15 protein-coding genes are annotated in these 20,670 nt (G+C 71.0%); 9 read left to right on the top strand and 6 right to left on the bottom strand.

Going from position 1 to position 20,670, the window contains the following annotated elements:
* Positions 1 to 53: 53 nt before the first annotated feature.
* Together KBB57_RS01840 and KBB57_RS01835 are read left to right on the top strand one after the other, a co-directional pair.
* On the top strand, positions 54 to 1,355 hold the full coding sequence (locus tag KBB57_RS01840; protein WP_290745884.1) for a lyase family protein: 1,302 nt from the start codon (positions 54 to 56) through the stop codon (positions 1,353 to 1,355).
* Between the two features lie 52 nt (positions 1,356 to 1,407).
* Positions 1,408 to 2,175 carry an alpha/beta fold hydrolase gene (locus tag KBB57_RS01835; protein ID WP_290745881.1) on the top strand — a complete coding sequence of 256 codons (768 nt, stop codon included), beginning with the start codon at positions 1,408 to 1,410 and terminating at the stop codon, positions 2,173 to 2,175.
* A 503-nt stretch (positions 2,176 to 2,678) separates the two neighbouring features.
* Here the strand turns inward: KBB57_RS01835 and KBB57_RS01830 are convergent.
* The 3 genes from KBB57_RS01830 to KBB57_RS01820 all read right to left on the bottom strand — a co-directional run bounded on the left by KBB57_RS01830 (position 2,679) and on the right by KBB57_RS01820 (position 5,769).
* Entirely contained in the window at positions 2,679 to 4,037 is a 1,359-nt protein-coding gene (locus KBB57_RS01830) for a DegQ family serine endoprotease (RefSeq protein ID WP_290745942.1), read from the bottom strand.
* A gap of 353 nt (positions 4,038 to 4,390) precedes the next feature.
* Positions 4,391 to 4,834: a DUF6446 family protein gene (locus KBB57_RS01825; RefSeq protein ID WP_290745879.1), complete on the bottom strand. Its 444-nt coding sequence runs from the start codon at positions 4,832 to 4,834 to the stop codon at positions 4,391 to 4,393.
* On the bottom strand, positions 4,831 to 5,769 hold the full coding sequence (locus KBB57_RS01820) for a glycine--tRNA ligase subunit alpha (RefSeq protein WP_290745876.1): 939 nt from the start codon (positions 5,767 to 5,769) through the stop codon (positions 4,831 to 4,833). Before KBB57_RS01820 ends, KBB57_RS01825 begins: the two co-directional genes overlap by 4 nt.
* Positions 5,770 to 5,944: 175 nt before the next feature.
* Here KBB57_RS01820 and KBB57_RS01815 point away from each other — a divergent pair, with 175 nt between their 5' ends.
* From KBB57_RS01815 to KBB57_RS01800, 4 genes are all read left to right on the top strand, one after another.
* A complete protein-coding gene (locus KBB57_RS01815) occupies positions 5,945 to 6,376 on the top strand; it encodes a nuclear transport factor 2 family protein (protein WP_290745873.1) in 432 nt (143 codons plus the stop codon).
* Positions 6,377 to 6,786: 410 nt separating this feature from the next.
* Positions 6,787 to 8,232 carry a hypothetical protein gene (locus tag KBB57_RS01810; RefSeq protein ID WP_290745870.1) on the top strand — a complete coding sequence of 482 codons (1,446 nt, stop codon included), beginning with the start codon at positions 6,787 to 6,789 and terminating at the stop codon, positions 8,230 to 8,232.
* Between the two features lie 13 nt (positions 8,233 to 8,245).
* Positions 8,246 to 9,268: an endonuclease/exonuclease/phosphatase family protein gene (locus KBB57_RS01805; RefSeq protein WP_290745867.1), complete on the top strand. Its 1,023-nt coding sequence runs from the start codon at positions 8,246 to 8,248 to the stop codon at positions 9,266 to 9,268.
* A gap of 137 nt (positions 9,269 to 9,405) precedes the next feature.
* Positions 9,406 to 12,768, top strand: coding sequence for a DUF2126 domain-containing protein (locus KBB57_RS01800; protein ID WP_290745864.1), 3,363 nt, complete (start codon positions 9,406 to 9,408; stop codon positions 12,766 to 12,768).
* A gap of 96 nt (positions 12,769 to 12,864) precedes the next feature.
* On the opposite strand, the gene KBB57_RS01795 is transcribed toward KBB57_RS01800, so the two are convergent.
* Positions 12,865 to 14,892 (bottom strand): choice-of-anchor Q domain-containing protein, encoded by a 2,028-nt coding sequence (locus tag KBB57_RS01795; protein ID WP_290745861.1) that lies wholly within the window; start codon positions 14,890 to 14,892, stop codon positions 12,865 to 12,867.
* Positions 14,893 to 15,070: 178 nt separating this feature from the next.
* Between KBB57_RS01795 and KBB57_RS01790 the strand changes: the two genes are divergently transcribed.
* The 3 genes from KBB57_RS01790 to KBB57_RS01780 all read left to right on the top strand — a co-directional run bounded on the left by KBB57_RS01790 (position 15,071) and on the right by KBB57_RS01780 (position 19,296).
* Positions 15,071 to 17,482: a circularly permuted type 2 ATP-grasp protein gene (locus KBB57_RS01790; protein WP_290745858.1), complete on the top strand. Its 2,412-nt coding sequence runs from the start codon at positions 15,071 to 15,073 to the stop codon at positions 17,480 to 17,482.
* Positions 17,483 to 17,601: 119 nt separating this feature from the next.
* On the top strand, positions 17,602 to 18,489 hold the full coding sequence (locus KBB57_RS01785) for a transglutaminase family protein (protein ID WP_290745855.1): 888 nt from the start codon (positions 17,602 to 17,604) through the stop codon (positions 18,487 to 18,489).
* 561 nt (positions 18,490 to 19,050) lie between these two features.
* Positions 19,051 to 19,296, top strand: a complete 246-nt coding sequence (locus KBB57_RS01780; RefSeq protein ID WP_290745852.1) for a hypothetical protein — start codon at positions 19,051 to 19,053, stop codon at positions 19,294 to 19,296.
* A 365-nt stretch (positions 19,297 to 19,661) separates the two neighbouring features.
* Here the strand turns inward: KBB57_RS01780 and aroQ are convergent, their stop codons facing one another.
* Together aroQ and KBB57_RS01770 are read right to left on the bottom strand one after the other, a co-directional pair.
* Positions 19,662 to 20,111 carry a type II 3-dehydroquinate dehydratase gene (gene aroQ, locus KBB57_RS01775; protein ID WP_290745849.1) on the bottom strand — a complete coding sequence of 150 codons (450 nt, stop codon included), beginning with the start codon at positions 20,109 to 20,111 and terminating at the stop codon, positions 19,662 to 19,664.
* A gap of 79 nt (positions 20,112 to 20,190) precedes the next feature.
* A complete protein-coding gene (locus KBB57_RS01770; RefSeq protein ID WP_290745846.1) occupies positions 20,191 to 20,619 on the bottom strand; it encodes a VOC family protein in 429 nt (142 codons plus the stop codon).
* Between the last annotated feature and the right edge of the window lie 51 nt (positions 20,620 to 20,670).

Here is a 20,670-nt window from a genome sequence, read left to right as displayed (position 1 = left end):
GCTCCGGCGCCCCCCCGTGGGGGCCGCGCCCCCGCCGGGCCTGCGGGCCGGCGATGACCGTCAGCCCGTTCGATTCCGCCCTCCTCGGCCCGCTCTTCGGCGACGCCGAGCTCGGGGAGCTCTTCTCCGACGCGGCCGCGGTCGCCGCGATGACGCGGGTCGAGCGGGCGCTCGCCCGCGCCGAGGGCGCCTGCGGGGTGATCCCGCCCGAGGCGGCCGCGGCGATCGACGCGGGCCTCGCGGGCGTCGCCGTCGCGCCGGCGGCGCTCGCCGCGGGAACCGCCTCGGCCGGCGTCGCCGTCCCGGCGCTGGTGGCCGAGCTGCGCAAGGCGCTCGCCCCCGGGGCCGGCCAGTGGCTGCACTGGGGGGCGACCAGCCAGGACATCGTCGACACCGCGCTCGCGCTCCGCCTCGCCGCCGCGCTCGACCTCCTCGCCGCGCGGATCGACGCGCTCGCCGCCGCCCTCGCCACGGCCGCCCGCGCCTGGGCCGACCTGCCGATGGCGGGCCGCACCCGCAGCCAGGTCGCGACCCCGATCTCCTTCGGCCTGCGCGTCGCCCGCTGGCGGCAGCCGCTGCCCGCGCTCCGCGCCGGGCTCGACGGGCTGCGGCCGCGGGTGGCGCGGGTGCAGCTCGGCGGCGCCGTCGGCTCGAACGCGGCGATCGCGCCGCAGGGCCGCGCGGTCGCCGCGGCGATGGCGGCGGAGCTCGGGCTCGCCGCCGGGCCGGCCTGGCACGTCGACCGCAGCGGCATGGGCGCGCTCGCCGGCTGGTGCGCCGGGCTGACCGGGGCGCTCGGCAAGATGGCGGGCGACCTGATCCTGATGGGCCGCACCGAGAGCGCCGAGGCCCGCGCCGGCGCGGGCGGCGGCTCCTCGACCATGCCGCAGAAGGCGAACCCGGTCGGGGCCGAGACCATCGTCGCGCTCGCCCGCCTCGCCGCCGCGCTGGCGACGCCGATGCACCTCGCGGCGCTCCACGCCGAGGAGCGCGACGGCGCCGCCTGGGGCCTCGAATGGCTGGTCCTGCCGCAGAGCCTCGTCGCCGCGGCGGCGGCGCTCCGCCACGCGCAGGCCCTCGCCGACACGCTGGCGCCGGACGCGCAGCGGATGCGCGCGGTGCTGGGGCTCGACGGCGGCGCGGTGATGGCCGAGGCGGCGAGCTTCGCGCTCGCGGAGACGATGCCCCGCGCCGAGGCGCAGGCCCTCGTCAAGCGCGCCGTGACGGGGCGCGCGGCGGACGAGACGCTGGCGCAGGCGATCGCCCGGCTCGGCGGGCCGGTCCTCGACCTCGACCCCGGGCGCGGTCTCGCCGGCCTGCGCGATGCGATCGAGGAGGCGCTCGCCGCCGATTGAACCGGGGCGACGGGGGGACTAGCCTGCCGGCCTTGCCGCGAGGGGGGCCCCCATGCTGAACCTGATCCGCCACGGCCAGCCGACGGGCGCGCCGCCGCTCGTCATCGCGCACGGGCTCTTCGGCTCGGCGCGCAACTGGAACGCGGTGGCGCGCCGCTTCGCCGCCCGGCGCGAGACGCTGGTGGTCGACATGAGGAACCACGGCGAGAGCTTCCGGGATCCGGTCCACAGCTACGAGGCGATGGCGGGCGACCTCGCCGCGGTGATCGCCGCGGAAGCCGGCGGGCGGGCGGACGTGCTCGGCCACTCGATGGGCGGCAAGGCGGCGATGGCGCTGGCGCTGACCGCGCCGGAGCGGGTCGGGCGGCTCGTCGTCGACGACATCGCGCCGGTGCGCTACGGGCACAGCCAGATCGGCTACGTGCGGGCGATGGAGGCCCTCGACCTCTCGGGCGTGCGGCGCCGCTCCGACGCCGACGCGGCGCTGGCCGCCAGCGTGCCGGAGCCCGGGGTGCGCGCCTTCCTGATCCAGAGCCTCGCGCTGACCCAGGAGGGCGCCGCCTGGAAGCTCAACCTCGACGCGCTCGGCGACCAGATGCCCGGGATCATGGACTTCCCCGACCTGCCCGGCCGCTTCGAAGGCCAGACGCTCTTCCTCGTCGGCGGGGCTTCGGACTACGTCCGCGACGCGCACCGCCCGGAGATCGAGGCGCGCTTCCCCGCCGCCCGCATCGAGGCCCTGCCCGGCGTCGGCCACTGGCTCCACGCCGAGGCCCCCGAGGCCTTCGTCGCCGCCGTGGAGGCCTTTCTGGCGGAGTGAGCGCGGAGCCGTTCGATTCACCTGCAAACACACTGCACGACATTGGAACGGAAGCCCGGCCGGAAGCAGGTCACGTCGGTGACGCCAGACGGATTTGACCCGTGGCAAATCCGTCCGCGCTCGCCCCTGCGGGGGGCGAGCGCGTCGCCGCGCTCGCCGGGGCGCCCACGGACGGATTGCGAGCGACGGGGAAATCTGGACCCCTCACGGCTTCCGCGCGCAACCGCGCTCCAGCCGTCGGCGCGGCGAAAGCCGTGCTTTCGCTTGTCGCGCCGGGCCTCGCGGGCAAGCCCGCTTCGGTCGCTCGGGGCCACGTGGAGTCAGCAGGGCAGACAGGCGTCGTGCAGCGTGGGGCGCAAAAGTTATATTATAACCAATCCAAACAAATCAAAGGCTTGGATAATTTTCACGCGTGAACAGGCCGTGCGAAGCGGGCCGTCGCACAAGCAAACGGCCCGCCCCCTCGCGGGGACGGGCCGGCGAGGCCGCAGGGGGGCGCGGCGTCAGTTCGAGAGGTTCAGCGCGACGAAGCGCGGCTGGTCGTCGCGGCGGACGAGGAGGAGGATGGAGTTCCGCCCGGCGTCCTCGGCCGCCTTGATCCGCTCGCGCATCTCGCGCGGCGTGGTCACCGGCTCCTGCCCGACCTCGACGATCACGTCGCCCTCGCGCATCCCCTTGTCGAAGGCGTCGGAGCCCTCCTCGACCGAGGTCACCACGAGGCCCTTCAGCTCGTCGCCGAGCCCGAAGGTCTCGCGCTGCTCCGGGCCGATGGGGCTGAGCGCCAGCCCGAGGACGGTCTCCGCGACCTCATGCTGCTCCTTGTCGGGCCCGGTCGCCGCGGCCAGCGTCGGCTCCTCGAGGAGGCCGATCTTGACCTGCAAGGTCTCGCGCTCGCCGCCGCGGATCACCTCGATCGGCACCGTGCGGTCGATCTCGGTGTCGGCGACCAGCCGGACCAGCTCGCGGGTGTCGTCGATCGTCTCGCCGTCGTAGGAGATGATCACGTCGCCCGACTTCAGCCCCGCCTTCGCGGCCGGGCCCTCGGGGACGTCGGTCACCAGCGCGCCCTGGGTCTCCTTCAGGCCGAGCGCGTCGGCCATGTCGTCGTCGACGTTCTGGATGCGCACGCCGAGCCAGCCGCGGCGGGTCTCGCCGAAGTCCTTGAGCTGGTCGACGACCCGCGACACCACCGCCGAGGACATCGCGAAGCCGATGCCGATCGACCCGCCGTTCGGGCTCAGGATCGCGGTGTTCACCCCGATCACCTCGCCGTCCATGTCGAAGAGCGGCCCGCCCGAGTTGCCGCGGTTGATGGCGGCGTCGGTCTGGATGAAGTCGTCGTAGCTGCCCTGCAGCGTGCGGTTCCGCGCCGAGACGATGCCCGACGAGACCGAGAAGCCCTGGCCGAGCGGGTTGCCGATGGCGAGCACCCAGTCGCCGACCTTGGCGGCGTCGCTGTTGCCGAACTCGACGAAGGGCAGGTCCTTGCCGGCGTCGATCTTCAGGAGCGCGATGTCGGTGCGCGGGTCGCGGCCGATCACCTTGGCGTCGTACTCGCCGCCCTCGAAGAGCTCGACGCGGACCTCGTCCGCCTGCTCGACCACGTGGTTGTTGGTGACGATGTAGCCGTCGGCCGAGATGATGAACCCCGAGCCGAGCGCGTTCGAGCGGTGCTGGCGCGGGCCCTCGCGGCCCTGGCCCTGCCGGTCCATGAAGTCGCGGAAGAACTCCTCGAAGGGCGAGCCGGGCGGCAGCGCGGGCCCGGGGCCCCGCTCGACCTCGGCGACGTTCGTCGTGGTGGTGATGTTGACCACCGCCGGGCTCAGCCGGGCGGCGAGCTCCGCGAAGCTGTTCGGGATCATCGGAACCGGCGCGGCGGTCTCGCCGAGCGGCTGGGTCTCGGCGAAGGCCGGGGCCATCGCGCCGAGCGCGAGCGCGGCGGCGAGCGCCAGGGCGGACGTGCGCGCAGCCAGCCCGCCCCGCCCCAGACCGACGCGACCCGACGTTGCGAGCTGAGCGTTCGAAATCATCAAGCGACCTCCATGGTTTTCTCGGCGCAGCGTCCGTCCGTGCCGGTCCCGCGCCGCCTGCCCCGTGTCATGATCGCGACCGAAGCATCGCGCAAGTCACGCCTCTGTGCCGTCACGCCCCCGTTATGGGGCGGGATCGTCGCGGCGCAGTCTAGCCCCGTCGACCCCGCGCGCCAAGCCGCGCGTCAGCCGGCGTAGTCGGCGCCGAGCTGCCGCCAGAGGAAGCCGCGACCGTCGGGGTAGATCGCGACCAGGGTGTCGAAGCCGTCGGGCTCGGGATAGCGCAGGTCGTAGGCGCGGGCGCGGCCGGCGGCGAGGTCGGCGGTGATCGCGCCCGCGTCGAAGCAGCCGAACCAGAACGGCGCGACGAGGGGGGTGGGCGCCGGCGCCGGGGCGGCGGCGGCGAAGGCGGCGGGATCGACGCGGAAGCAGCCGCGGAGCTTCAGCGGCGAGGTCGTGGCGTCGATGCCCTCGTAGTCGGCGACGGGCACGACGGCGCCGGCGACGCGGAGCGCGCCGGTCCCGGACTGGCGCTCGTAGAAGGCGAAGGTCTGGAACCACCAGAGCGCCGCCCCGAAGAGCGCCGCGAAGCCAAGGATCGCGACGACGAGGACCCGCCCGCGGGTCACACGTAGGCCTTGGGCTCCGCCCCCGGCGGGACGGCGGAAGCGGTCTCGAGATACGCGTCGGCGCAGGCCTTCGCCAGCGCCCGCACCCGGCCGATATAGGCCTGCCGCTCGGTGACGGAGATCACGCCCCGGGCGTCGAGCAGGTTGAAGAGGTGGCTGGCCTTGATGCACTGGTCGTAGGCCGGGTGGGCCATGACGATGACCCGCCCGGCCCTGTCCGGCTGCGGCGCGTCGAGGATGCGGCGGCACTCGGCCTCGGCGTCCTCGAAGTGGCGGAGCAGCGTGTCGGTGTCGGCCTGCTCGAAATTCCAGCGGGAGTATTCCCGCTCGGTCTGGCGGAAGACGTCGCCGTAGGTGAGCGGGATCGGCGCGTCGGGGTCGTTGAACGGCATATCCATGACGTGGTCGACGCCGAGCACGTACATGGCGAGGCGCTCCAGCCCGTAGGTGAGCTCGCCCGAGACCGGACGGCAGTCGTGGCCGCCGACCTGCTGGAAGTAGGTGAACTGGCTCACCTCCATCCCGTCGCACCAGACCTCCCAGCCGAGGCCCCAGGCCCCCAGGGTCGGGCTCTCCCAGTCGTCCTCGACGAAGCGGATGTCGTGGAGGTCGGGGTCGACGCCGATGGCGGCGAGGGAGCCGAGGTAGAGGTCCTGCAGGTCGGGCGGCGAGGGTTTGATGAGGACCTGGTACTGGTAGTAGTGCTGGAGCCGGTTGGGGTTCTCGCCGTAGCGCCCGTCGGTCGGCCGCCGCGACGGCTGCACGTAGGCGGCCGCCCAGGGGCGCGGGCCGAGGGCGCGGAGCGTGGTGGCCGGGTGGAAGGTGCCGGCGCCGACCTCCATGTCGTAGGGCTGCAGGATGGCGCAGCCCCGCCCGGCCCAGTAGGCTTGGAGACGCAGGATGATCTCCTGGAAGCTCTGCGGCGTCGTAGACATGGCGGCCTCCCGAAACTGGGCGCCGCTCCTTAGGTCGGCCACGGCGGACGGTCAACCGGGCCTCGCCCGGGGTCCCGTGACGCATTCCTTTCGTTAGGACATGCGGGGGGCATGCAATTGCGTGGATGTACGTCATATTACCCAGGATGCCCGACCTCGATCCGGGAAACCGCTGATGGAAACAATCGTGAAGAAGCTGTTCGAGCGGTACGAGAGCTTTTTCAGACAGTCTCTCGAAGGGAAGATGGACATGGATGAGGTCGCATCGTTGTACGCCTCGGACTTCATCGCCGCTTCGCCTGCCGGGGTCATGTCGGGGAAGAACGACGATCAGTTCAAGCGGGTCATAGCGCAAGGATACGCGCACTATCGGGCTATAGGCACCAAAGAGATGCGGATCCGGCATGTCCGCCTCTCTTCGATAGACGATTGCCATTGTGTGGCCGATGTCGCTTGGACGGCGACTTATGACCGCAAGGATCAAACCGACACGAAGATAGATTTCGATGTTCACTACCTCGTCCAGGTTCTGGACGGCGAAGCGAGAGTTTTCGGCTGGGTGTCGGGCGACGAGCAGGCGCTTCTGAAGCAACACGGAATTGTCTGACGGCAGCTTCGGTCCGCAAAGCTGCCGGACAGCTGGCACGTTCGCGGACGAGGAGTACGACGGCGACAGGACTAGCGTCCGAGTGCTGCCGTAGGAATTCCTACGGCAGGAACTTGGGACTAACCATGGGTGGATCGAGAATACGGAAATGAAAACAGAGGCCTGCTGATGAGGAATCGGCAAGCTTGCTCGGCGAGGTCCTAAGGAGCGGAATGCGTCCGGGGTCCCGGGCCGGCAGACTGTTTCCAGACAGCAATCTCGAAAACCGCGACCGTCCGCGACCGGGCGATCGCCAACGCCGGGATGACGGTCCGGTCGCGCAACCGGCCCGGAGGGAAGCGAAAGCGCTTGGCTGACGGGCTGCGCCATGGCACGCTTGTTGTAAGGGGAGCGACTTGGGAGGTTTGGGGTTGTTCTTGGGCGCCGTGAACAAGTTGTGGCGCTCTGCGGGCGACGCGGCGCTGCCCATAGCCATTTCTTGCGCAATAATTGGGTTTCTGCTGCTGATTTGGTCCTACGCGGCAGGGCTCGGCTTTGTCGTCTTTCGTGGAGAGGTGGAAGCCAGCGAGTACGGCGTGACGGTCGTGACCAAGCTCGCAGACCTCAGGGCCGCGATCCAGAAGCAAGTGGGATTTATTCTGGCTCCCAACTGGGGCATCGCGGCGTGGCTCTTCGTTCCCGTGATCGTCTGGAACCTGTGCGAGGCCCGGGGGTGCATCGAGGACCTGCCAGAGGAACTGGTCCGACGGGGCATGCTTCGCCCCGTGGCCGGCGGAACCCCCGACCCCGCCGCCTTGCGTCGGGACTGGGAAACGCGGACCAGCCGGTGGACGATATGGTTCCCCCTGTCTTTCCTGCTCATCTTCCTGATCGTCATCGTCTTCGATTTCTGGCCGGTGGTCGGGCAATGGCTGATCGGCGACGGCGTGCCCGCGGCGGAGATCCGCGCGATACGGCTCAATCACGGCGTCTATGAATTCGACTGGTCGGTCTCATCGCTTTTCCCCGGACACGGCACTACCCGTGGCATGAACTTCGCCTTTTCATTGGCCGCGTACGTCTGGGTGGCGCTGGTCGCCCCTAGCTTCATTCTGGGCGCATTTGCCTGGTCGGGCGCCCTGGTTGCGTTCCTCTCGCCACGACGCCTTCGCAAGGCGGGCTACGAACTGATCCCCGACCTGTCCTCGCCGGACCGCCGTCTCGGGATCGAGGTATTCGAGGGCTACTTCAAGCATCTCCTGCTCGCCGCGCTCTTCACCGCCGGCATGGCGCTCGGAATGCATCTGCAGAACGTATTCCTCCGCTCGGCCGAGTTTGACAACCTCCACAGCATGGCCTTCGGCGCCTTCCTCGAAGCGGGCGGCCAGGAGAACCCCATCTTCGCTTTCGGCCAGCTCGTCGGCGACCTGCAAACCGTGGGCCGGACGCTGGACGTCAACACACAGAACATCCAGTTCCTCGGAACCGGCATCGCGTTCTTGCTTCTGGCGCTCCTGACGCTTGGAACGACAGCCGGGGCGATCGCCGGGTCCGGGCGCCGCGGTCGCGACATCCTGCGGCGAGAGCTTCCCAAGCAGAGCCGTCAGCTGGCGCGCCTGCGCCGGATGCAGGTCTGGCCGCTCGAAGGCGCGGTCCTGTCCCGGACGATGGTGCTTTTCTACTTCCTGTTGATCATCCTCTCGATGTGGTGGGTCAATTTCGCCGGCGTCGTCCTGTTCGGCCTCGTCCTGCTCTCCGTGCCCGCCGTGCTCTGGCTGGCGGCAAGTTGGGCGCGCGCCCGTTGGGAAAGATGGATCGATTGGGACGACGACAACCCCGACCAGACCGACGACGATGACGCTTCCCCGAATGCCTGACCTAAGGAATCCGATGGGCTGGTTGTCCCTTGTCCTTGTCCTGCTTGGCCTGTCCGCCCTGCTGGGATGCGCCGCCGCCAACCGCTTCTATGTCCCCCCGGCCGTGGAGCCGGTGGCCGTCCAGCGTGCGGGGGCGGCGCCCCTGCCGTTTTCGTCCCGCCTGACCCTGTCGACATGGAACGTGGGATATGCCGGGATGGGTAGGGAGAGTGATTTCGTTTTCGACCTCGGGCGCCAGAAGAGACCTCTGTCTGCCTCCCTCGTCGACAAGAACCTGGCCGGCATCCTGGAGCAGGTGCGGAAATTCGACAGTGACATCATCCTGTTGCAGGAGGGCGCCGATCCGTCGTGGGTTAACTACCGCCGGGACGTCATCGGCGCCATCGCCGCCGCGCTGCCCGGATACAGTTACATCTACAGCGCAGATGTCGATACGCGAGGCGTGCCGCCGCCCTGGAACGTCCGGGTCGGCAATGCGACATTCTCCCGCATCTCGCTTTCCTCGGCCGAGCGGCGCGGGCTGCCGCTGGAGCCCACGTTCCAGCTCGGGGTGTTCCGCAAGTCCTACCGGATGCTCGTCGCGCGTATCGGCGATGGACGCGAATGGGTCATCATCAACATCCACCTCTCCACCTTCGACAGCGCCGAGGACGACGTGCGCCGGGCGCAGGCGACGGCCCTCCTTGCCTTCGCGGAAGCGCAGTACAGGGCAGGCCGCTACGTGGTCATCGGCGGAGACTGGAATCTGCGCCTCGCACGGAACGACTTCCCGAACACCACCGAGGAGCGCTTCAAGTTCTGGATCCGGGATTTTCCCTCCGACCTCACGCCGGAGGGCTGGTCCTGGGCCGTCGATCCGATGATTCCTACGGTTCGCACCGCCTACCAACCCTATGTGGCGGGCGAGAACTACACGCTGAACATCGACGGCTTCCTGGTCTCGCCGAACGTGCGGATCGAAAGCGTCGCCGGCCTGGATCTGGACTTCGAGTTTTCCGATCATCAACCCGTAACAGCCGCCGTCGCCATGCGGTGACGCGGTCTCGGGGCCTTTGACCCGATCGTGCCGGCGCCCGGCGGCGGCGGTGACGCTGCGCATCCGCAACAAACTCATGGTGCAGTGCGGCGTTTTGTGGAACGCTCCGCCCGGTCACGGAGCGGCGCGGGGGCGGCATGTCGATCAAGGCGAGCATCTATCATCTGACGCATTATCGCTACGATCGGCCGGTGACGCTCGGCCCGCAGATCATCCGGCTGAGGCCGGCGCCGCATTCGCGGACCCGCGTGCTCTCCCACAGCCTGCGGGTCGGGCCGCAGCCGCATTTCGTCAACCACCAGCAGGACCCCTACGGCAACTGGCTGGCGCGGTTCGTGTTTCCCGAGCCGGTGCGGGAGCTGAAGATCGAGGTCGACCTCGTCGCCGACATGACGGTCTACAACCCCTTCGACTTCTTCGTGGAGGAGAGCGCCGAGGCCTTCCCGTTCGAGTATCCCGAGGAGCTGACCGACGACCTGGTGATCTATCGCCGGCCGGAGCCGGTCGGACCGCGGCTGCGGGCGTTCCTCGACGGGATCCCGCGGTCGGCGCCGAACACGGTCAACTTCGTCGTCGACCTGAACCGGCGGCTCAGCCAGGAGGTCGGCTACGTCATCCGGCTGGAGCCGGGGGTGCAGACGCCGGAGGAGACCTTCGAGCGGGGCACCGGGTCGTGCCGCGACTCGTCCTGGCTCCTCGTGCAGGTCCTGAGGAACCTCGGCCTCGCGGCGCGCTTCGTCTCGGGCTACCTGATCCAGCTGAAGCCGGATCTGGTGGCGCTCGACGGTCCGCCGGGGACCGACCACGACTTCACCGACCTGCACGCCTGGGCCGAGGTCTACCTGCCCGGGGCCGGTTGGATCGGGCTCGACCCGACCTCCGGGCTCCTGACCGGCGAGAGCCACATTCCGCTGGCGGCGACCCCGCACTATCGCAACGCGGCGCCGATCAGCGGCTTGGCGAGCTTCGCCGAGGTGGATTTCGGCTTCGACATGAAGGTGGCGCGGGTCGCCGAGCATCCGCGGATCACCAGGCCGTTCTCCGAGGAGGCCTGGGCGGCGCTGAACGAGCTCGGGCGCAAGGTCGACGGGGCGCTCGCGGCGGGCGACGTGCGGCTGACCATGGGCGGAGAGCCGACCTTCGTCTCGATCGACGACTTCGAGAGCGCCGAGTGGAACACCGACGCCGTCGGCCCGCAGAAGCGCGCGCTCGCCGACCAGATGATCCGCCGGCTGCGCGACCGCTTCGCGCCGGGCGGGTTCCTGCATTACGGGCAGGGCAAGTGGTATCCCGGCGAGAGCCTGCCGCGCTGGACCTTCTCGCTCTACTGGCGGCGCGACGGCGCGCCGATCTGGCGCGACGCCGGCCTGATCGCCGAGGAGGGCGCCGACACGAAGGCGGGCCCCGAGGAGGCCGAGCGGCTGATGCAGGGCATCGCCGAGGAGCTCGGGGTCGGGGCGGAGATGGTGACGGCGGCCTACGAGGACCCGGCGGCGTGGATCCTCAAGGAGGCGGACCTGCCGGCCAACGTCACGCCGCAGAACTCGAAGCTGAAGGATCCCGAGGAGCGACACCGCATCGCCAAGGTGTTCGACCGCGGGCTGACGACGCCCTCGGGCTACATCCTGCCGATCCAGGCCTGGCAGTCGAAGGCGACCGGGCGGCGCTGGCGCTCGGAGAAGTGGAAGCTCCGGCGCGGGTTCCTCTATCTGGTGCCCGGCGACAGCCCGGTGGGCTTCCGCCTGCCGCTCGGCAAGCTGCCTCACGTCTCGCCGTCGAACTATCCCTACACCAACGTCGTCGATCCGACGGTCCCGCGGGGGCCCCTGCCCGACTTCCGCAACCGGGCGCCGCGGACGCCGGCGGCCGAGCCGCCGCAGCCGATCCACGGGGGCCGGGCGCAGCCGATGGCGCATTTCGCCGCCGACACCGTGCAGCAGCAGGAGGTGGTCGAGCAGGAGCTCGGCGAGGCCGGCGGCGCGGTGCGCACGGCGCTCTCGGTCGAGCCGCGCGACGGGCGGCTCTGCGTGTTCATGCCGCCGGTGGAGGGCGTCGAGGACTATCTCGACCTCGTCGCCGCGGCCGAGGCGGCGGCGGCGCGGATGGGGCTGCCGATCCACATCGAGGGCTACGGGCCGCCGCACGACCCGCGGCTGAACGTGATCCGGGTGGCGCCGGATCCGGGGGTGATCGAGGTGAACATCCACCCGGCGACCAGTTGGGAGGACTGCGTGGCGATCACCACCGGCGTCTACGAGGAGGCGCGGCAGTGCCGGCTCGGGGCCGACAAGTTCATGATCGACGGCAAGCACACGGGCACCGGCGGCGGCAACCACGTGGTGGTGGGCGGCGCGACGACGCTCGACAGCCCGTTCCTGCGCCGGCCCGACCTGCTCCGCAGCCTGATCCTGCACTGGCAGCGGCATCCCTCGATCAGCTACCTGTTCTCCGGCCTCTTCATCGGGCCGACGAGCCAGGCGCCGCGGATCGACGAGGCGCGGCACGACGCGCTCTACGAGCTCGAGATCGCGCTCGCGCAGATGCCGCCGCCCGGGCAGGGCGACGCGCCGATGCCGTGGCTCGTCGACCGGCTGCTGCGCAACCTGCTGGTCGACGTGACCGGGAACACCCACCGGGCGGAGATCTGCATCGACAAGCTCTACTCGCCCGACGGGCCGACCGGGCGGCTCGGGCTCGTGGAGTTCCGCGGCTTCGAGATGCCGCCGGACGCGCGGATGAGCCTCGCGCAGCAGCTGCTCATCCGGGCGCTGGTGGCGCGGCTGTGGCAGAGCCCGGCGACGGGCGGCCTGATCCGCTGGGGCACGGTGCTGCACGACCGCTTCATGCTGCCGCATTTCGTCTGGGAGGACTTCCTCGACGTGCTGCGCGACCTGCGCGAGCACGGCTTCGACATGCGCTCGGACTGGTTCGAGGCGCAGGCCGAGTTCCGCTTCCCGTTCTGCGGCGAGGTGGAGACGGACGGGGTGCACCTGGAGGTGCGGCAGGCGCTGGAGCCGTGGCACGTGCTCGGCGAGACCGGGGCGATCGGCGGCACCGTGCGGTATACGGATTCGTCGGTCGAGCGGTTGCAGGCGAAGCTGACGACCTCGGACCCGGACCGCTACCTCGTGGCGGTGAACGGCCGGCGGATGCCGCTGCAGCCGGCGGGCGCGGGCGGGGTCGCGGTGGCGGGGGTGCGCTTCAAGGCCTGGCAGCCGGCGGCGGCGCTGCACCCGGTGATCCCGGTCCACGCGCCGCTGGTCTTCGACGTCTTCGACACCTGGACGGGCCGGGCGATCGCGGGCTGCACCTATCACGTCGCGCATCCGGGGGGGCGCAACTACGAGACCTTCCCGGTCAACGGCAACGAGGCCGAGGCGCGCCGGCTGGCGCGGTTCGAGCCGCACGGCCACACCCCGGGCCGCTACGCGCCGCCGGCGGAGAACCCGCACCGCGAGTTCCCGATGACGCTGGACCTGCGGCGGCCGCCGGGGCTGTGAGACAGGCCCCTTCGCACGGTTTTCGCACACGTGCGAAGGGGGTCATGTGTTTGATTTTATTGTAAATTTATGATATTGCAACCCACGCGCGGGCCGTCACGCGAGCAGGAAGTCGGTCCGGTCGACGGTCGAGGAATCCCCGACCCCGGTCAGCGTGATCGTGCCCTCGTGCAGGATGGTGATCCCGACGGAGGGGCCGAGGTCGCGGATCGCCACCTCGAGCGCGAAGGAGGCGGCGGTGATCCCGAGGCCGCGCAGGTCGATCAGATCCTGCCCGCCGGCGGGGTTGGCGTCGAAGTCGACGATCTCGTCGGCGCCGAGCGCGCCGCCGAAGACGAAGATGTCGGCCCCCGCCCCGCCGGAAAGCAGGTCATCGCCGCCGCCCCCGGCGATCCAGTCCTCCCCCGCCCCGCCGCGCAGGTCGTCATTGCCGGCGCCGCCGCGGAGGCTGTCGGCCCCGAGGTCGCCAATGAGCGTGTCGTCGCCGCCGAGCCCGCGCAGGATGTCGTCGCCGTCCTTGCCGCGCAGCCGGTCCGCGAGCCCCTCACCCACGAGGAAGTCGGCGTTCGGCCCGCCGGTGAGGGTCAGCGGCGCGTCGGTCGCCTCATAGGCCCCGAGGTCGGGCGCGGCGTCGCGGAGATTGCCCCGCTGGTCCGTCGCCTCGGCGCTCGCCGGATCGGCCGCTCCAGCCGCCGGCCCGCCCCTGCGGATGGCGATGGTCTGCGTCGGCCCGCCGTTGTCGCCGAGGAGGCCGGCGAAGACGCCCGAAGCGATCTCGGTGACGCCCGCGAACACCTCCGCGGCGGTCACGTCGCCGACGTCGGTCTCGCCGACGAAGCGGTCGCCGGAGAGGATGTTGCCGCCGACGAGGGTGATCGTGTCGGACACCAGCTCGTCGCCGCCCCCGCCGAGGGTCGCGTTTCCGAGGACGATGCTGTTTTTTAGGGTTACGTAACCTTGCAACTCAGCATAGTACCCGGAAAAATTTCCCTGCACACCACCGGCAATGGACACAGCGCCCTGAGATACGTTCCCGCTGATGGTGCTGTTGATTGCTTCCACAACTCCAGCAGAGACCCCACCGCCTCCCGCATAATTTCCTGAAGCAATATTTCCGCTGACTGTGCTATTTTTCAGGGTGACGCCAGAATAATACGCGCTGAAAATCCCGCCGCCCCTGGCATCGGGCGCGGATGCGCTGTTTCCGCTTACGGTGCTGCCTGTGACGTCTGCGGAATAGAATGCCCGCAATCCCCCGCCTTCGGCGCTGGAAACACCCTCGGCGATGTTGCCGCTGATGACGCTTCCCCCCGATACATCCAGATAGCCGGCCGAAACCCCTCCACCAAATACCTTGTCGCCGCGAACTATATTGTCGCTGACGATGCTCCCTACAATGCTCGTGTCGAACCCGCGGATTCCGCCGCCAGCCGAGACGGCGCTGTTGCCACGGACCGCGCTGTCGCTCACGTGGACATAATACCCATATATACCACCGCCACGGCCGCCCGCCATGTTGTTGTCGAGCGCGCTGTTGGCTACGTAAGCGACCCAGCTGCTACTTATGCCCCCGCCATCTCCACGGGCACTGTTGCCGCTGATGATACTGCCGACAAGGTTCAGACCATAGCCCCGAACGTAAACCGCCCCGCCGTCGGAGTCGGTTCCGGCCGTGCTATTACCGCTCAGATTCGAATTGATCACCGTTATATCGGCCATCCCCCGCACCGCCCCGCCGCTCTCGCGGTCTCCGGTCGTGCGGCCCCCCGACAGGGTCAGGCCGTCCAGCGTGATAGCCGCAGTCGCATCGAAGATGCGGCTGTTGTCGTCGAGGCGGTCGTCGCCGGCGAGACTTGCGGCGACGTCGGTGATGCCGCCGACGGTGACGTCGTCCCCCAGCGCGTCGCCGGTGATGACCGCGCCGGCCGCGCGGGCCTTGATCGTCAGGCGGTCGGTGATCTCGATCTGGCCGCTGGTCAGGCGGATCAGGTCCTCCGCGCCGCCGTCGAAGTCGGCGGAGAAGCGGATCACGTCCCCGCCCCTTCGCGCGTTCGCCTGCTCGACCGCGTCGCGCAGCGACCCCGCGCCGTCGTCGTCCGTATTCGTCACCCAGAACGTCGCCATCGCTCTCTCCCTTCCCTGACAGGGTCCACCCCGGCGTACAGTGGCATGCAGTCCAGCCGCACAAAAGCCCCCTCGTCTCGGGTGCGTGGCTGGGACCGCGGCTCGGGCGCATCGACTTGTCCTTCCTGCGGGCTTCGGCATAGGCTCGCGGCGTCAGACGCAACAAGGCTGTCTCCGGTTGGGCCACGACGTCGCAGCTTCGCCAGCCGTCGATCCGGTCCGCCGGCTCCTCGCGGACTACTTCCCGCCGGAAGGCACCGCGGACGAGATGCTCGACCGGCGCGGGCGGGTGCGGCCGGTCTGGCGGCAGTTCGTCGAGCACTTCGCCCAGCTCTCGCCCGACGACATCGACCGGCGCTTCGCGCGCGGCGACCAGTACCTGCGCGACGCGGGCGTGTTCTTCCGCCAGTACGGGGCCGCGGGCTCGACCGAGCGGTCCTGGCCGCTCGCGCATGTGCCGGTGATCCTCGCGGAGGCGGAGTGGCGCGGCATCGCCGAGGGGCTGGTGCAGCGCGCCGACCTGCTCGAGGCGGTGGCGGCCGATCTCTACGGGCAGAACCGCCTCGTCGCCGAGGGGCACCTGCCGGCGGAGCTGGTGGCGGGGAGCCGGGAATGGCTGCGGCCGCTCGTCGGCATCACGCCGCGGGGCGGGCATTTCCTGCACTTCGTCGCCTTCGAGATCGGGCGGGGGCCGGACGGCGCCTGGTGGGTGCTCGGCGACCGGACCCAGGCCCCCTCCGGCGCAGGCTTCGCGCTGGAGAACCGGGTGGCGACGACGCGGGTCTATTCCGACCTCTTCGGCGAGGCGCGGGTGGAGCGGCTGGCCGGCTTTTTCCGCGCCTTCCGCGACGCGTTGCAGGGGCTCGCCAACGATCCCGCGGCGCGCACCGCGATCCTGACGCCGGGGCCGCTCAACGACACCTATTTCGAGCACGCCTACATCGCCCGCTACCTCGGGCTCGCGCTCCTCGAGGGCGAGGACCTGACGATCGACGAGGGGCGGGTGAAGGTGCGCACCGTCGCGGGGCTCCGGCCGGTCAACGTGCTGTGGCGTCGCATGGACGCGGCCTTCGCCGACCCGCTGGAGCTGGCCGCGGAGAGCCGGATCGGCACGCCGGGGCTGGTCGGCGCGGTGCGGCGGGGGGCGGTGACGCTGGTCAACGCGCTCGGCTCGGGGGTGCTGGAGACGCGGGCGCTCCTCGCCTTCCTGCCGCGGATCGCGCCGGTGGTGCTCGGCGAGCCGCTGAAGCTGCCGAACATCGCCACCTGGTGGTGCGGCGGCGAGGCGGAGCGGGCGCATGTGCGCGCCGAGATCGACCGGATGATGATCGGCTCGGCCCATGCCACCCACCTGCCCTTCGAGACGATCGAGACGACCGTGCATGGCGGCCAGTTCCGCGGCCCGGCCCGGGCCAACGTCGAGGCCTGGCTGGAGGCGGAGGGGCCGCGGCTGGTGGGTCAGGAGGCGGTGACGCTGTCGACGACGCCGGCCTGGGTCGACGGCGCGCTGGCCCCGCGGCCGATGAGCCTGCGGGTGTTCCTCGCCCGCACCGCCGGCGGCTGGCACGCGATGCCGGGCGGCTTCGCGCGGATCGGGCGGACGGCCGACCCCTCGGCGATCGCCATGCAGCGCGGCGGCTCGGCGGCGGACGTCTGGATCGTCAGCGAGCGCCCGGTCGAGCCGGTGAGCCTGATGCCGGAGCGCGGCACGGCGCCCTTCGCGCGGGCGACGCCCTCGGCGCTGCCGAGCCGGGCGGCGGACAACCTCTACTGGCTCGGCCGCTACGTCGAGCGGGCGGAGGGGGTGATGCGGCTCCTGCGCGCGCTGCACGTGCGGCTGGCCGAGACCGGCGACCGCGCGGCGCCGCTCGTGCTCGTCCTCGCCGACGAGCTCGACGCGATGGGGGTCGACGCGGAGCAGAACCTGCCCGACGGGCTGCAGGACATCCTGCGCTCGGCGATCTTCAGCGCCGGCAACGTGCGCGACCGCTTCTCGATCGACGGCTGGATGGCGCTGAACGATCTCGCCCGGACCGCCGGGCGGATGGCCGAGACGGTGGCGCCGGGCGACGACGCCGCCCGGGCGATGGGGGTGCTGCTGCGCAAGATCACCGGGTTCTCCGGCCTCGTCCACGAGAACATGTACCGCTTCACCGGCTGGCGGTTCCTGACGATCGGGCGGTCGCTGGAGCGGGCGCTCTACACGGTGGCGAACCTGCGCGCGCTCGCCGACCCCGACGCGCCGGAGGGGGCGCTCGACCTCGCGGTCGAGGTGGGCGACAGCGTGATGACGCATCGCCGCCGCTACACGGTGGCGACGAACCGCGAGACCGTGGTCGATCTGCTGGCGCTCGACGCGATGAACCCGCGCTCGGTGCTGTATCAGCTCAGCGAGTTGAAGGAGCACGTGGCGACGCTGCCCGGGGCCGAGGTGAACGGCCAGATGTCGGCGCTGTCGCGGGCGGTGCTGCGCACCCATTGCGGGCTCGCGGTGATGACGCCGGAGGAGCTCGACGGCGCCCGGCTCCGCGGCGTCGCCGACGAGATCGAGGCGGTGTCGGAGCTGCTCTCCGACGCCTACATGCGCTGACCCCATGCTCCACATCGGCCTGACCCGCACCTGTTCCTGCCTCAGCCCGGCCATCGCCGGGCGAGGCCCGCTCCGGATGCGGCGCCCCGGCTTCTCCGACGCCTCCAGGCGCTGACCCCATGCTCTACGACATCGGCCTGACCATCACCTATTCCTACGACAGCCCGGCGATCGCCGGGCGACACCTGCTCAGGATGCTGCCGGCCGACCTGCCCGGGGCGCAGCGGCGGGTGAACGGCTGGCTCGACGTGGCGCCGGAGCCGGCGGAGCGGCAGTCCTTCACCGACTTCTTCGGCAACGAGGCGGTGGAGATCGTCTTCCGCGAGGCCCACGACGAGATCGCCTTCCGCGTGGGCTCGCGGGTGGAGCGGATCGCCCGGCCCCCGGCGCTCGACATCTCGCCCGACCTGGCGCGGCTGGCGCGCGAGGCGGCGGAGTGGCGCGGGCTCGGGCCGGAGGCGCCGCACCACTTCCTCGGCCCCAGCCCGCGGGTCGGCCGGCTGCCCGACGCCGCCTCGTTCGCCCGGGGGCTGATCGCGCCGGAGATGACCGCCTTCGCGGTGGTGCGCACGCTCGGCGACGCGCTTCACGCCGAGATGGCCTACGACCCGGACGCGACCACGGTCGACACCCCGCCGGCCGAGGCCTTCGCCCGGCGCCGCGGCGTGTGCCAGGATTTCGCTCATATCATGATCGGGGCGCTCCGCGGCATCGGCGTGCCGGCGGGCTACGTCTCGGGCTTCCTGCGCACCATCCCGCCCGAGGGCCAGCCGCGGCTGGAGGGCGCGGACGCGACGCACGCCTGGGTGCGGGCCTGGTGCGGCTGGGAGACCGGCTGGGTCGAGTACGACCCGACCAACGCCGTCGCGGTCGGCGCCGACCACATCGAGATCGCCCGCGGCCGCGACTACGGCGACGTGGCCCCGGTGGTGGGCGTGCTGCGCATCTCCGGCGCGCAGACCACGGAGCAGGCGGTGGACGTGCTCCCGGTGACGGCGCCGGGGTGAGGGGCGACGGCGGTCGCGGCGGGTCGCGTCGGTTGACGGCCACGTGGCGCCGTTCGACTCACTTGAAGCTTGCGCCCTCCCCTGCCCCGCCCGCTCCGCTCTCCTGACCCTTCCATCCAGCTTGTGCTCCGACAACATTTCGTCAGGGCGACGCAGAGCAAGGCGGGGGACCTGATCTCGGTCTGCACGCAGCGGGCGGCGATCAAGGACCTGACCGACAACCGCCTGCACATCGCCGACGACGCGCATCGCGACGTTCCCGACCCCGGAGCTCGACACGATCTTCGCGCAGGCGGAGCCGGCCGCCGTGGCGGGTGGCGAAGCTGCCGTTCCGGCGGCGGTCGACGGCGTCGCGGCGCTGGCGAACTGAGGTGCGGGGCGGGCGGAACCGGCGGCGGCTGCCGCGCGTCTTAACCACGGCGCGCCGCGGGCCTGCGGGATTCGCCGCGGCGGCGCCATGGTTCGCATTCGAGCGAACGCTCGGGGGGCGTGTAACGGAGCCGTCACACTCGGACTGCTAGAGCGGCGGCAGACGGAGCGCCCAGAAGGGAGGGACGAGCGATGGACGACATGGGGATGCATCGCTTCGCGCAGGTGACGTATCGCGCCACGCTGCCGGACGGACGGGAGGCCGGGCTCGAGTTCGCCCTCGATCCCGCCGCGGCGACGGTGCATGACGCCTTCGCCCGGCTGACCGCGGTCTACGGCGCGGTCGACCCGCGGACGCTGGAGATCGAGGTCCGCCGCCGCGCCCTCCGCCCCCACCGCCCCGCCTGGCGCCGCCTGCCCGCGCTGCGGGTGGCGTGACAGGCGCGCCTGGTCCCTTCTGTTGATCGGCAAGGATCGACGGGCCCGGACGTCTTGATCTCGATCCGGCGGGAAATTGACCGATTTCATCCCGCCGGCATGAACGAGACAAGATAACATAAATTCTTCGCGAGAATTTTGAACTTACTCGCAAGTGTATTTCGAAATACTTTTGAACGGTGGAAATCATTGCATCGTTAGCAGCGCCGCATTTCGCGGGGCCGTTAGACTCACTTCGAGGTTCCGCCGTCCCCGCGCCGCGTCGAGCCGGGAGACATGCGCATGTCTCCCGGCGGGCGCCGTCGCGGGGCAGACCTTGCCGCTCGGGCGCCGGAGTCCGCGCAGACCCTGCCCTCGCGCAGGGCTCAGGCCTTGCCCGCCGCCGCCACCGCCGCCACGCGGCGCAGGCCGAAGCCATAGCCCTGGGCGCCGCAACCGGCGATGACGCCGTCGGCGCGCAGCGACACGTAGGAGTGGTGGCGGAAGCTCTCGCGCTTGTGGACGTTGGAGATATGCACCTCGATCACCGTCCCGTCGAAGGCGTTGAGCGCGTCGAGCACCGCCACCGAGGTATGGGTCAGCGCGCCCGGGTTGATCACGATCCCCGCCGCCGCCTCGCGCGCCTCGTGGATCCAGTCGACGATCTGCCCCTCCCAGTTCGATTGCAGGAAGCGGATCTCGAGCCCGAGCTCGGCCGCCAGCGCCGTGCAGTCGCGCTCGACGTCGGCGAGCGTCTCGTGGCCGTAGATGTGCGGCTGGCGCTTGCCGAGGAGGTTGAGGTTCGGTCCGTTCAGCACGTAGACGAGGCGGGGCATCGGCGGGGCTCCATGGCGGGCTTGCGCTCCTTTTGGCCGGTCGCGGGCGGCTTGGGTAGCCCCGTCTCGCGGGGCGCGGTCAGGCCGGGAAGCCCCAGAGCCGCGGCTCGGCGAGCTCGACCGAGTTGCCGGCGGGATCGCGGACGTAGATCGACCGCGCCCCGGGCGCGCCGTCGCCCCCCGGCCAGCGGAAGTCGGCCTCGATCGCCACGCCCGCCTCCTCCAGCCGAGCCCGCCAGCGGTCGAGCTCGGCCCCGGAGGCGGCGAAGGCGACGTGCCCGGGCCCGTGCGCGCCATGCGGCGGCACCGGCAGCCCGCCCGGGCTCGGCGGCAGCGCCGTCGCGGCGGGGTTGAAGACGAGGAGCATGGCGGCGTCGAGGCGGAAGAACACATGCCGGCTCCCCGCCCGCGCCGCCGTCTCGAGCCCGAGCACGCCCCCGTAGAACCCCGCCGCCGCGTCGAGGTCGGTCGCGTAGATCGCGGTCTCCAGAATGGCTCTCGGCGTCATCGCGGCCTCCGTGCGCTGGGGATTCTTGTGCGCCGGCGGCGGAGCCGCACG

Origin of the sequence: Amaricoccus sp. (assembly GCF_017993425.1) — a bacterium.
GTDB lineage: Bacteria > Pseudomonadota > Alphaproteobacteria > Rhodobacterales > Rhodobacteraceae > Amaricoccus.
This window is presented reverse-complemented; position numbering and strand designations above follow the sequence as displayed.